The sequence below is a fragment of the Salinicoccus sp. HZC-1 genome (assembly GCF_046736035.1).
GTDB lineage: Bacteria > Bacillota > Bacilli > Staphylococcales > Salinicoccaceae > Salinicoccus.
In genome coordinates this window covers 2,275,920-2,288,938 of record NZ_CP177130.1, presented here as the reverse complement: position 1 = coordinate 2,288,938, position 13,019 = coordinate 2,275,920, and the positions used below count along the sequence as shown (strand labels likewise).

Below are 13,019 nucleotides of genomic sequence, written 5' to 3'. Positions count from 1 at the left end.
GATTTATTTTGACATATATAGACGATCTGGTAAATAAATATAGGGAGATACTGAAGTTGTATCTCTACGGGGATGACGCCGACAAAGCTTTTGATTGGTGCCAATCATTTAGTGAGGAAGTCATCGAAATGGATACTTCACCTGAGGAAATCGTTTCACTGCACATCGATTTGCTCGAAGATATGGAAGTGGAAGATGGGGCTTTAGTTAAAAAATCTTTGGATATCCTGCAGGAAGTCATCATATCTTTTGGCTTTACATATAGAGATTATAAATCGATGATGAATAAACTTAAAATTCATGATAAAGAAATGGACGTTGCTTCCAGTCTGCAGGAGACGATGCTGAAGACTGAAATCCCTACGTTCGAAACGATGGAAATTGGTGCAATCAGTGTACCCGCACGCAAAGTGAGCGGTGATTATTTCAATATCATTGATCATAAAGACGGTATGCTGAGTTTCGCTGTTGCCGATGTCATCGGTAAAGGGATTCCTGCAGCCATTGCCATGAGCATGATCAAGTTTGGGATGGATTCATATGGTTATTCCCAACTGCCGAGCGACAGTTTGAAGAAATTGAACCGTGTAGTTGAGAAAAACGTTAACCAGAATATGTTTGTGACAATGTTCTATGGTTTGTATGACCATAACACCAACTTGCTTTATTACTCATCCGCAGGGCATGAACCTGCACTGATATATCGTTATGAAACAGATGAGTTTGAAGAAATTGATTCTAAAGGAATCGTGCTGGGTGTTAAAGAACATGCAAGATATGAACAAAAAGAAATAGAAATTGGCGATAACGATATGATTATCGTATTCACTGACGGAGTGACCGAGCTAAGGAAGCATGATGATACATTTATTGATTTTGAAGATGTTAAAGATATGCTCAGAGAAGCTAAAGACCATCATCCACAGGATATTGTCCAGTATGTCTATGAGTCATTGATGCGCATGCAAAATCCAAATAAAAAAGACGATTTGACACTATTTATATTAAAAAATAATAAAAATTAAATTTTTATGTTTTAACTATGTTCGTCCAGGGTAAAAGCCGAAAGGTCTATGTATTTTTTGGAAATGGGAGTGTAATTTTAATGAATATTAATATCGATACTACTGAAAAAGAAAACGAATATTTAATTGTGCTTAATGGTGAATTGGATGTGTATACCGCACCTGAATTACAAAAGGTTCTGGATCCTATCAGACAATCCGGAAGTCATAATATTAAAATTGACTTAACAGATGTGAGCTATATGGATTCAACAGGTCTGGGTATATTTGTCGGTACGTTAAAAGAACTTAATCAGCATGACCGTGAGCTCCGGGTTACAGGAGTATCCAATAGAATTCTCAGATTGTTTGAGATTACAGGACTTCGTGATTTAATGCATATAAACGAAGTTTCGGAGGTTGAATAGAATGTCATTGCAGTATGATTATATAGAGATGAAGTTTCCATCCAGTGCAGAATATGTCGGTTTGATCCGCCTCACGCTTTCAGGTGTACTTTCAAGAGCAGGTGCAAGTTACGATCAGATTGAAGATTCTAAGATTGCAGTTTCTGAAGCGGTGACTAATGCAGTGAAGCACGCATATGGAGAAGAACAGACAGGGGATGTCCTTGTAGGATTTGCTGTCTACAGCGATAAAGTGGAAATAATTGTAGCTGATCACGGCCAGAGTTTTAATTACGAAGATGTAAGAAAAGAACTCGGGCCGTACACTGAAGATGACAATGTGAACTATCTAAGAGAAGGAGGTTTGGGACTGTTCTTGATTGAAGCATTAATGGATGAAGTCTATATCAAAAAGGACCCTGGAGTAACAATCAGTATGACGAAGTTTATTAATGAAAGTCAGGTGCATTCGAATGGAGAAACGATCGTCAATCGATAGAGGACTCACAGCAGATGATATCAATGCACTGATACGCAGACATCAGGAAGAAGGCGATCAAGCTGCCCAAACCCAGCTCGTCGAGCATTATCAAAAACTGATAGAATCTCTGGCATACAGATATTCTAAGGGGAAAAGCCATCATGAGGATCTGGTACAGGTTGGTATGGTCGGTTTACTCGGTGCCATTAAGCGGTTTGATGTATCCTTTGAGCGCAGGTTCGAAGCATTCTTAGTACCAACGGTTGTTGGTGAAATCAAAAGATATCTCAGGGACAAGACTTGGAGTGTGCACGTACCAAGGAGAATAAAAGAAATTGGACCCAAGATAAAAAACGCAAATGATGAATTGACGAACAGGCTGGAGCGTTCCCCTCTAATCAGTGAAATAGCAGACCATCTGGAAGTTTCGGAAGAAGATGTTCTGGAAGCGATGGAAATGGGCCAAAGCTACAATGCTCTGAGTGTGGACCATTCTATAGAAGCGGACAAAGATGGATCGACCGTCACTTTACTTGATGTAATGGGACAATCAGATGATAACTACGATCTCTCTGAAAAGCGTCTGATTTTAGAGAAAGTGCTTCCGATACTTTCCGAACGTGAACGTGAGATTATTCAATTTACGTTCATGGAAGGATTGAGCCAAAAAGAAACAGGCGAGCGCGTAGGCTTGAGTCAGATGCATGTTTCAAGACTGCAGAGGACTGCAATTAATAAGTTGCGTCAGGCAGTCAGCAAAGATGAATAGCAAATAACCATACCCCTGTCCTACTTAGGATGGGGGTATTAATGTTATAATGACAATGACGTTTTTTAGAACAGCTGAGTAATATAGGAGAGATTTTATGAATGAGTTACTGGTAAAAGAATTAGAAGGTTCAACAGGGAAGTCTGCCAAACATATAAGAAGTGTGCTGCAGCTTCTGGAAGAGAAAAACACCGTTCCTTTTATCGCACGTTATCGTAAAGAGATGACAGGCGGAATGGATGAGGAGGAAATCAAAGAAATTTCCGATCGCTTTACTTATTTGCAAAACCTGTCAAAAAGGAAAGAAGAAGTGATTCGGTTGATAGACGAGCAAGGTCTGTTGACAGAAGAGCTGAAAAATAACATATTGAAGCAGACAGTATTAAATCGGGTGGAAGATTTATATCGTCCATTTAAACAGAAGAAGAAAACAAGAGCGACTGAGGCAAAACGAAAAGGTCTGGAACCTCTGGCAGAACAAATAAATACACAGGATCCGATGAATATAGAAATAGCCGCTGAAGCATATATTACCGATGAAGTGAAAACTGCGGATGAAGCGGTTAAAGGTGCGCTGGATATCATTGCGGAAACCATCTCGGATGAACCGAAATACCGTTCTTATATATTGAAAGTCATAAAAGACACTGCTGATATTGTCACTAGGAAAAAGAAGAATGCGGATGATCAGACAGGTGTATTTGAAATGTACTACAGTTATCAGGAGCCGATCCGGAAAATTGTGCCTCACAGAGTGCTTGCTATAAACCGCGGGGAAAAGCTCGATGTTTTAAATGTGAAGATGGAATATGATCTAGAGCGGTTGAAACGCTATATCGGCAAACAGGAAATAAAAGAGCATTCAGCAACCAGAGAATATATTGAAAAAGCAATTGAGGACGGGCTTAAACGTTTGATTATGCCGTCAATTGAAAGAGAAGTAAGAAATGGTCTGACGGAAAATGGGGAACAGCATGCGATTGATATTTTTGCTGAGAACCTAAAGAGACTGCTTCTGCAGCCGCCTCTTAAAGGCAGAGTGATGCTGGGACTGGACCCGGCGTTCAGGACAGGATGTAAAATGGCGGTTATTGATAATTCAGGACAATTTATCGATAAAGGGGTCATCTATCCGCATCCACCGCAAAAGAAGTACGATGCAGCGAAAAAAAGCGTGTTAGATACGATTGAAAAATATGATGTATCCCTGATCGCAATTGGAAATGGAACAGCTTCACGGGAGACTGAACTTTTTGTCAGTGAATTGGTGAAAGAGAATAATCTTGAAACTCAATTTATCATTGTAAATGAAGCGGGTGCGAGTGTTTATTCTGCATCAGAAGTTGCCAGAGAAGAATTCCCGGACTTCAATGTTGAAGAGAGAAGCGCGGTTTCCATTGCAAGACGTGTGCAGGATCCACTGAGCGAATTGGTTAAAATTGATCCAAAATCGATTGGTGTCGGCCAATATCAACATGATGTGAATCAGAAAAACCTTGCAGAAACACTGGACTTTGTCGTGGAGACGACGGTTAATCAGGTAGGGGTTAATGTAAATACAGCTTCACACACTCTCTTGGAACACGTTGCAGGGCTTTCGCCATCAATCAGTAAAAATATCGTGAAATACCGTGAGGAAAATGATGGGTTTATTTTCAGGAAAGATATCAGCAAAGTTCCGAGACTCGGCGCAAAGACTTTTGAACAATGTATCGGTTTCCTGAGAATACCAGAAGGCGCAGAACCGTTGGATCAAACGCCGATCCACCCTGAAAATTACAAAGCTGCATACGCGCTCATTAAACAGATAGGACTTAAAAAAGAAGACATTGGCACAAAAGCAATGTCCGATAAATTAAAAAATATCAATACCCAGGAGATGGCGGAACAACTGGATGTTGGTGTGCCGACTCTGGAAGATATCGTTGAGGCATTAGAATCTCCAACACGGGATATCCGTGATGATTTTGAAACGCCGCTTCTGAAGTCGGATGTGCTTTCCATGGGAGATTTGAAGCAGGGAATGAAGCTTTCCGGAACAGTCAGAAACGTGACAGACTTTGGTGCGTTCGTTGATGTTGGGGTAAAGCAGGATGGACTCGTGCATATATCCAAGCTGACGAATCGATTCATCAAACATCCAATGGAGGTAGTGAGTGTCGGTGATATTGTAGATGTAACCGTCATCGATGTAGATGTGAACAAAGGACGGATTTCGCTTTCAATGAAGAAATAAGGTTTTTGAATGCTTGAGAATTTAATGTATCTTGTATATCATAAGACCTACTATATACTAAAAGGAGAATTTCAATGCCAAAGATGAATGTAGAAAGTTTTAACCTCGACCACACTAAAGTCGCTGCCCCATACATTAGATTAGCCGGTAAAAGTGAAGGTGAACATGGCGATGTCATCTATAAATACGATATTAGATTCTGCCAGCCGAATAAAGAGCATATGGAAATGCCGGGATTACACTCTCTGGAACACTTAATGGCTGAGAATATTCGTAACCACCATGAAAAAGTAGTGGATTTAAGTCCGATGGGATGCCAGACAGGTTTTTATCTGTCATTGCTGAATGATGATGACTTTGAAAATGTAACGGATGTAATTGAGAAAACATTAAATGATGTTACAGTAGCAACTGAAGTTCCTGCCTGCAATGAAGTGCAGTGTGGCTGGGCGGCGAGCCATAGCCTGGAAGGTGCGCAGGAAATTGCGAAACGCATGCTTGAGAGAAAAGATGAGTGGCATGTTGTATTTGCAGAATAAATAATTAGAGATATAGCATTAAAAAATGGACCTGATCATAATGATCAGGTCCATTTACTTTTTATTTTAGAATGGATAATCTGCGGCTTCAAGGTCAACTTCGCTGATGTTGACTCCAAGAGCTTTCGCTACACCTTCACCGTAAGCAGGATCTGCTTTGTAGCAGTTTCTGATATGACGGTGCTGAATCTGTTCAGTAGTGCCCTGCATTTCAGCTGCAGTATTCTGGAACAATCTTTCTTTCTCTTCGTCAGATTGCAGTCTGAAGAGTTTACCAGGCTGCTCGTAGTAGTTATTGTCGTCTTCACGGAAGTCATGCTCGTATATCGCACCCATAGATTCCTGTGGTGGCTGTTTTGCTTCCGGTGTACTGTTGTACTTGTTGTAGCTATTAGGGTAGTAGTTCATATGCGCACCCATGTTGCCGTCAACTCTCATCGCACCATCACGGCTGAATGGACATACGTTCTGAGCGCCTTTTGGAGAGTTTACCGGAATCTGATGATGGTTGACACCAAGACGGTAACGTTGAGTATCACCATAAGAGAATAAGCGGCCCTGCAGCATTTTGTCTGGTGAGAATCCGATACCAGGTACAATGTTAGTAGGAGCGAATGCGGCCTGTTCTACTTCAGCAAAATAGTTTTCCGGATTACGGTTAAGTTCGAATTCGCCAACCGGAATCAATGGATATTCATCTTTGAACCAGACTTTAGTAAGGTCAAATGGATTATCCTTGTGATTTCTTGCCTGTTCTTCAGTCATCACCTGAATGTATAGTTTCCATTTAGGGAAGTTTCCTTCTTCAATGTTATTGAAAAGGTCACGTTGAGAAGACTCACGGTCTTTAGCGATTACTTCTTCGGCTTCTGCGCCAGTGTAGTTCTCGATACCCTGTTGTGTTCTGAAGTGGAATTTAACCCATACACGTTCGTTATCATCATTGATCATGCTGTAAGTGTGGGAACCAAAACCGTGCATGTTTCTGAAACCCTTTGGCACACCACGGTCACTCATGATGATAGTAACCTGTTGAAGCGCTTCAGGAAGTGAAGTCCAGAAATCCCAGTTGCTTTGTGCATTGTGCATATTTGTCTTAGGGTCACGTTTAACAACGTGGTTAAGACTTGCGAACAATTTAGGATCGCGGAAGAAGAATACAGGAGTGTTGTTACCAACCAGGTCCCAGTTACCTTCTTCTGTGTAGAATTTAAGTGCAAAACCTCTGATATCGCGTTCTGCATCTGCTGCACCACGTTCACCGGCAACAGTAGAGAAGCGGGCGAACATTTCAGTCTGTTTACCGATTTCGCTGAAAATCTTCGCTTTTGTATATTGAGTGATGTCGTGAGTGACTGTGAATGTACCATAAGCTCCGGAACCTTTAGCATGCATCCGGCGCTCAGGAATAACTTCGCGGTCAAAGTGAGCCATTTGTTCAAGGAAGTAAACATCCTGCATAACCATTGGTCCACGTGGGCCCGCTGTCATTGAATTTTCACGGTCGCCGACTGGCGCACCAAAAAGGGTAGTAAGACGATCTGGATTTTGGTTTTGAGATTGTTCTCTCGCTTGATCTCCGCCACCGGCACGAACATCGCCAGAGTGCTGAGTTTGATTTTCTTGGTCCATCTAAAATCCCTCCGAATTAAGTAATAGTTATAATCTTATTTAGAATGATTATAAATAAATATTAACACAATCAGATTAAAAAACAATACTAAAGCATCGAAATAGACAAAATTAATATTAAATTTTACAGGTATTTTTACAGATATTTATTGAGATTTCCACTCATTTAATATAATATAAAAATACACTTTCAACAATGATTATATAGGAAGAGACTACTAAAAGAAAATTATCCGCATAAACGAGTGCTTGTACATTTACTCTTAACCGAAGGCGTGGCTGATGTAGTACTTAAGACACTCAAGAGGGGAAGAACGATGTTTAATCGAAGTGACATCTCTGCTGGAAAGAAGCAACTGAATCATAATTACAGTTTCCAAACATCCTTATATAGGAAGAAAGTAGTTCAACATATTGCTGAAGATCAAAATTATAATTTTTTATTAAGAATATGTTAAAAACGTATTGACTTTATCTTCAAATCCCTTTATTATGAATATCGTTGCATTAACAAATGGCCCGTTGGTCAAGTGGTTAAGACACCGCCCTTTCACGGCGGTAACACGGGTTCGAATCCCGTACGGGTCACTTACTTAAAAAACACTTTAATTTATTTTTAAAAAAAGTAAAGCACAGTGTTGACATTAAAAACGTAAGATGGTAAGATATTACTTGTCGCTAAAAAGAGATTCGCTAATAAATACATATGCGGTTGTGGCGGAATCGGCAGACGCGCTAGGTTGAGGGCCTAGTGGGAGTTAATCCCGTGGAGGTTCAAGTCCTCTCAGCCGCATCATTTCTTCGCAACACTTATTACATTAAAATATGCGGGTGTAGTTAAATGGTATAACCCCAGCCTTCCAAGCTGATGTCGTCGGTTCGATTCCGATCACCCGCTCCATTATTTAAATTACTGAAACAGGCAACACAAAAACGAGAACATTGAAAACTGAATGACAATATGTCAACGTTAATTCCGATAATTAATGAGGTTCAACACAGTTGAACTTCCCGACATTGAGGCGAACAATACAAAACGCAAACAGATACTGTCAGCAGTATCGCGAAGAGCTCTAGACGAGCTTTCCAATTATGGAGAGTTTGATCCTGGCTCAGGATGAACGCTGGCGGCGTGCCTAATACATGCAAGTCGAACGCGAAACCGAGGAGCTTGCTCCTTGGGATCGAGTGGCGGACGGGTGAGTAACACGTAGGCAACCTGCCCATCAGCCGGGGATAACTACGGGAAACCGTAGCTAATACCGGATAACCCTTACTGCCGATGGCGGTAAGTTGAAAGGCGGTCTTCGGGCTGCCGCTGATGGATGGGCCTGCGGCGCATTAGCTAGTTGGTGGGGTAAGGGCCTACCAAGGCGACGATGCGTAGCCGACCTGAGAGGGTGATCGGCCACACTGGGACTGAGACACGGCCCAGACTCCTACGGGAGGCAGCAGTAGGGAATCTTCCGCAATGGACGAAAGTCTGACGGAGCAACGCCGCGTGAGTGAAGAAGGGTTTCGGCTCGTAAAACTCTGTTGTTAAGGAAGAACGCCGGTGAGAGTAACTGCTCACCGGGTGACGGTACTTAACCAGAAAGCCACGGCTAACTACGTGCCAGCAGCCGCGGTAATACGTAGGTGGCAAGCGTTATCCGGAATTATTGGGCGTAAAGCGCGCGTAGGCGGTTTCTTAAGTCTGATGTGAAAGCCCCCGGCTCAACCGGGGAGGGTCATTGGAAACTGGGAGACTTGAGTGCAGAAGAGGAGAGTGGAATTCCATGTGTAGCGGTGAAATGCGCAGAGATATGGAGGAACACCAGTGGCGAAGGCGGCTCTCTGGTCTGTAACTGACGCTGATGTGCGAAAGCGTGGGGATCAAACAGGATTAGATACCCTGGTAGTCCACGCCGTAAACGATGAGTGCTAAGTGTTAGGGGGTTTCCGCCCCTTAGTGCTGCAGCTAACGCATTAAGCACTCCGCCTGGGGAGTACGGCCGCAAGGTTGAAACTCAAAGGAATTGACGGGGACCCGCACAAGCGGTGGAGCATGTGGTTTAATTCGAAGCAACGCGAAGAACCTTACCAAATCTTGACATCCTCTGACAGCCATGGAGACATGGTTTCCCTTCGGGGCAGAGTGACAGGTGGTGCATGGTTGTCGTCAGCTCGTGTCGTGAGATGTTGGGTTAAGTCCCGCAACGAGCGCAACCCTTATTACTAGTTGCCAGCATTCAGTTGGGCACTCTAGTGAGACTGCCGGTGACAAACCGGAGGAAGGTGGGGATGACGTCAAATCATCATGCCCCTTATGATTTGGGCTACACACGTGCTACAATGGGCAGGAACAAAGGGCAGCGAGACCGCGAGGTTCAGCGAATCCCATAAAACTGCTCTCAGTTCGGATTGGAGTCTGCAACTCGACTCCATGAAGCTGGAATCGCTAGTAATCGTGGATCAGAATGCCACGGTGAATACGTTCCCGGGTCTTGTACACACCGCCCGTCACACCACGAAAGTCAGTAACACCTGAAGCCGGTGGGCTAACCCTTTTGGGAAGCAGCCGTCGAAGGTGGGACCGATGATTGGGGTGAAGTCGTAACAAGGTAGCCGTATCGGAAGGTGCGGCTGGATCACCTCCTTTCTAAGGATAATTAAGGAGCATCTGCCTTGTGCAGATGTAAGTTTCACTAAGCGCCAAGCGCAAAGTGTTACTTTAGAGCGGAATTGACGTTTGACATATTGTATTCAGTTTTGAATGTTTTCTGTATTTACAGAAGCATTCGCAAAATATGTACATTGAAAACCGGATAGAGAAGCAATAAATGATTTTTAACCGAAAATCAAAGCGTAGAAAACCGAGAACTAAGATTTAAAAGAGTTCAAAAAACACGCGTTGTATCGCTGTAGGAGCGATACACTCACAAATTCATTGCGATTAAGTAATGAAGGGCGCACGGTGGATGCCTTGGCACTAAGAGCCGATGAAGGACGGAACCAACACCGATATGCTTCGGGGAGCTGTAAGTAGGCGTTGAACCGAAGATTTCCGAATGGGGGAACCCAGCACATTTTTATGTGTTACCGGTCAGTGAATACATAGCTGACGCGGAGGTAGACCCGGGGAACTGAAACATCTCATTACCCGGAGGAAGAGAAAGAAAAATCGATTCCCTGAGTAGCGGCGAGCGAAACGGGAAGAGCCCAAACCAGCTTCGGCTGGGGTTGTAGGACACCGATAATCGGTGGAATGTAAAGCTGAATGGTCTGGAAAGGCCGACCGCAGGGGGTAACAGTCCCGTAGGCATCATACATTCCACCGAGCGGTGGATCCTGAGTACGGCGGAACACGAGGAATTCCGTCGGAATCCGGGAGGACCATCTCCCAAGGCTAAATACTCCTTAGTGACCGATAGTGAACCAGTACCGTGAGGGAAAGGTGAAAAGCACCCCGGAAGGGGAGTGAAATAGATCCTGAAACCGTGTGCCTACAAGTAGTCAGAGCCCGTTAATGGGTGATGGCGTGCCTTTTGTAGAATGAACCGGCGAGTTGTGATTACATGCAAGGTTAAGCAGCGAATGCGGAGCCGCAGCGAAAGCGAGTCTGAACAGGGCGACAGAGTATGTGATTGCAGACCCGAAACCAGGTGATCTACCCATGTCCAGGCTGAAGTCCAGGTAACACTGGATGGAGGGCCGAACCGACTTACGTTGAAAAGTGACCGGATGAGGTGTGGGTAGCGGAGAAATTCCAATCGAACCTGGAGATAGCTGGTTCTCTCCGAAATATATTTAGGTATAGCCTCATGACAGCATCGTGGAGGTAGAGCACTGTTTGGACGAGGGGCCCATCCCGGGTTACCGAATTCAGACAAACTCCGAATGCCATCGATGCGATTCATGGGAGTCAGACAGCGGGTGATAAGGTCCGTTGTCGAGAGGGAAACAGCCCAGACCACCAGTTAAGGTCCCAAAATATATGTTAAGTGGAAAAGGATGTGGCGTTGCACAGACAACTAGGATGTTGGCTTAGAAGCAGCCATCATTTAAAGAGTGCGTAATAGCTCACTAGTCAAGTGACGCTGCGCCGAAAATGTACCGGGGCTAAACATATTACCGAAACTGTGGATTAATGTATATTAATGGTAGGAGAGCGTTCCAATGGCAGAGAAGCATGATCGTGAGGACATGTGGAGCGATTGGAAGTGAGAATGCCGGTGTGAGTAGCGAAAGACGGGTGGGAATCCCGTCCACCGAATGACTAAGGTTTCCAGAGGAAGGCTCGTCCGCTCTGGGTTAGTCGGGACCTAAGCCGAGGCAGAGATGCGTAGGCGATGGCCAACAGGCAGAAATTCCTGTACCGGTGATATCCGTTTGAGTGATTGTGGTGACGCAGTAGGATAGATGGAGCGTGCGAAAGGTAGAGCACGTTCAAGCAGTGAGTGGTCAGGGTAGGCAAATCCGCCCTGTGATACCATGAGCTGTGATGAGGAGCCGAAAATAGTAGGCGAAGCCATTGATTTCACACTGCCAAGAAAAGCCGCTAGCGAGGATGATCACCGCCCGTACCGTAAACCGACACAGGTAGTTGGGAAGAGAATTCTAAGGTGAGCGAGCGAACTCTCGTTAAGGAACTCGGCAAAATGACCCCGTAACTTCGGGAGAAGGGGTGCTCATAGAGATATGAGCCGCAGTGAATAGGCCCAAGCGACTGTTTATCAAAAACACAGGTCTCTGCCAAACCGAAAGGTGAAGTATAGGGGCTGACGCCTGCCCGGTGCTGGAAGGTTAAGAGGAGCGCTCAGCGTAAGCGAAGGTGCGAATCGAAGCCCCAGTAAACGGCGGCCGTAACTATAACGGTCCTAAGGTAGCGAAATTCCTTGTCAGGTAAGTTCTGACCCGCACGAAAGGCGCAACGATTTGGGCACTGTCTCAACGAGAGGCTCGGTGAAATCATAGTACCTGTGAAGATGCAGGTTACCCGCGACAGGACGGAAAGACCCCGTGGAGCTTTACTGTAACCTGATATTGAATCTGGACCTCACCTGTACAGGATAGGTGGGAGCCAAAGAAGTGTGGACGCCAGTCTACATGGAGGCAGTGGTGGGATACCACCCTGGTGATGTTGAGATTCTAACCCGCGCCCGTAATCCGGGCGGGAGACAGTGTCAGGTGGACAGTTTGACTGGGGCGGTCGCCTCCTAAAGAGTAACGGAGGCGCTCAAAGGTTCCCTCAGAATGGTTGGAAATCATTCATAGAGTGTAAAGGTATAAGGGAGCTTGACTGCGAGACATACAGGTCGAGCAGGGTCGAAAGACGGACTTAGTGATCCGGTGGTTCCGCATGGAAGGGCCATCGCTCAACGGATAAAAGCTACCCCGGGGATAACAGGCTTATCTCCCCCAAGAGTTCACATCGACGGGGAGGTTTGGCACCTCGATGTCGGCTCATCGCATCCTGGGGCTGTAGTCGGTCCCAAGGGTTGGGCTGTTCGCCCATTAAAGCGGTACGCGAGCTGGGTTCAGAACGTCGTGAGACAGTTCGGTCCCTATCCGTCGTGGGCGTAGGAAATTTGAGAGGCGCTGTCCTTAGTACGAGAGGACCGGGATGGACATACCACTGGTGTACCAGTTGTCGTGCCAACGGCATCGCTGGGTAGCTATGTATGGCCGGGATAAGTGCTGAAAGCATCTAAGCATGAAGCCCCCCTCAAGATGAGATTTCCCCATTAGATCCCTCAGAGATGATGAGGTAGATAGGTTCGGCGTGTACGTGTGGCAACACATTCAGCGGACGAATACTAATCGATCGATGACTTATTCAAGAATTTAATGAAGAAACCGTGTTCGGTTTCTGCGCGAGATATTGCTTCTATCCGGTTTTGAGTGTATATAGACACTCGTTCGACAGCAGTCGAACATCCTTAATCCTGATTATACTAGGCTTAAGACCA

The 13,019-nt window shown here is 44.8% G+C and carries 7 protein-coding genes, 3 tRNA genes and 2 rRNA genes; 11 read left to right on the top strand and 1 reads right to left on the bottom strand.

What is annotated here, in order from left to right:
* The first annotated feature begins 17 nt into the window (after window positions 1–17).
* From ACKRAT_RS11955 to ACKRAT_RS11930, 6 genes are all read left to right on the top strand, one after another.
* Complete coding sequence (locus tag ACKRAT_RS11955; protein ID WP_411844456.1) at window positions 18–1,025, top strand: SpoIIE family protein phosphatase; 1,008 nt, start codon at window positions 18–20, stop codon at window positions 1,023–1,025.
* 80 nt (window positions 1,026–1,105) lie between these two features.
* Window positions 1,106–1,432, top strand: a complete 327-nt coding sequence (locus ACKRAT_RS11950) for an anti-sigma factor antagonist (RefSeq protein WP_411842607.1) — start codon at window positions 1,106–1,108, stop codon at window positions 1,430–1,432.
* A gap of 1 nt (window position 1,433) precedes the next feature.
* Window positions 1,434–1,910: an anti-sigma B factor RsbW gene (gene rsbW, locus ACKRAT_RS11945; protein WP_411842606.1), complete on the top strand. Its 477-nt coding sequence runs from the start codon at window positions 1,434–1,436 to the stop codon at window positions 1,908–1,910.
* Window positions 1,885–2,661, top strand: a complete 777-nt coding sequence (gene sigB, locus ACKRAT_RS11940; RefSeq protein ID WP_411842605.1) for an RNA polymerase sigma factor SigB — start codon at window positions 1,885–1,887, stop codon at window positions 2,659–2,661. The genes rsbW and sigB overlap by 26 nt, the downstream gene beginning before the upstream one ends.
* Window positions 2,662–2,758: 97 nt before the next feature.
* Window positions 2,759–4,897: a Tex family protein gene (locus tag ACKRAT_RS11935; RefSeq protein WP_411842604.1), complete on the top strand. Its 2,139-nt coding sequence runs from the start codon at window positions 2,759–2,761 to the stop codon at window positions 4,895–4,897.
* Window positions 4,898–4,971: 74 nt separating this feature from the next.
* Complete coding sequence (locus ACKRAT_RS11930) at window positions 4,972–5,436, top strand: S-ribosylhomocysteine lyase (RefSeq protein WP_411842603.1); 465 nt, start codon at window positions 4,972–4,974, stop codon at window positions 5,434–5,436.
* A gap of 66 nt (window positions 5,437–5,502) precedes the next feature.
* On the opposite strand, the gene ACKRAT_RS11925 is transcribed toward ACKRAT_RS11930, so the two are convergent.
* Window positions 5,503–7,068 carry a catalase gene (locus ACKRAT_RS11925; protein WP_411842602.1) on the bottom strand — a complete coding sequence of 522 codons (1,566 nt, stop codon included), beginning with the start codon at window positions 7,066–7,068 and terminating at the stop codon, window positions 5,503–5,505.
* Between the two features lie 516 nt (window positions 7,069–7,584).
* On the opposite strand from ACKRAT_RS11925, the gene ACKRAT_RS11920 reads away from it, so the two are divergent.
* The 5 genes from ACKRAT_RS11920 (at window position 7,585) to ACKRAT_RS11900 (ending at window position 12,890) form a co-directional block, all read left to right on the top strand.
* Window positions 7,585–7,656, top strand: a tRNA-Glu gene (locus tag ACKRAT_RS11920).
* A gap of 120 nt (window positions 7,657–7,776) precedes the next feature.
* A tRNA-Leu gene (locus ACKRAT_RS11915) sits at window positions 7,777–7,861 on the top strand.
* Between the two features lie 34 nt (window positions 7,862–7,895).
* A tRNA-Gly gene (locus tag ACKRAT_RS11910) sits at window positions 7,896–7,969 on the top strand.
* A 188-nt stretch (window positions 7,970–8,157) separates the two neighbouring features.
* Window positions 8,158–9,709: ribosomal RNA gene (locus ACKRAT_RS11905) — 16S ribosomal RNA — on the top strand.
* Window positions 9,710–10,001: 292 nt separating this feature from the next.
* Window positions 10,002–12,890 (top strand): 23S ribosomal RNA (locus tag ACKRAT_RS11900).
* The 16S and 23S rRNA genes sit together here with 3 tRNA genes alongside, the layout of an rRNA operon.
* Window positions 12,891–13,019 lie beyond the last annotated feature (129 nt).

Bases quoted from the DNA above. Each gene is read 5' to 3' on its own strand.
- ACKRAT_RS11925 (WP_411842602.1), bottom strand. From the start codon at position 7,068: ATGGACCAAGAAAATCAAACTCAGCACTCTGGCGATGTTCGTGCCGGT.
- sigB (WP_411842605.1), top strand. From the start codon at position 1,885: ATGGAGAAACGATCGTCAATCGATAGAGGACTCACAGCAGATGATATC.
- ACKRAT_RS11950 (WP_411842607.1), top strand. From the start codon at position 1,106: ATGAATATTAATATCGATACTACTGAAAAAGAAAACGAATATTTAATT.
- ACKRAT_RS11935 (WP_411842604.1), top strand. From the start codon at position 2,759: ATGAATGAGTTACTGGTAAAAGAATTAGAAGGTTCAACAGGGAAGTCT.
- rsbW (WP_411842606.1), top strand. From the start codon at position 1,434: ATGTCATTGCAGTATGATTATATAGAGATGAAGTTTCCATCCAGTGCA.
- ACKRAT_RS11930 (WP_411842603.1), top strand. From the start codon at position 4,972: ATGCCAAAGATGAATGTAGAAAGTTTTAACCTCGACCACACTAAAGTC.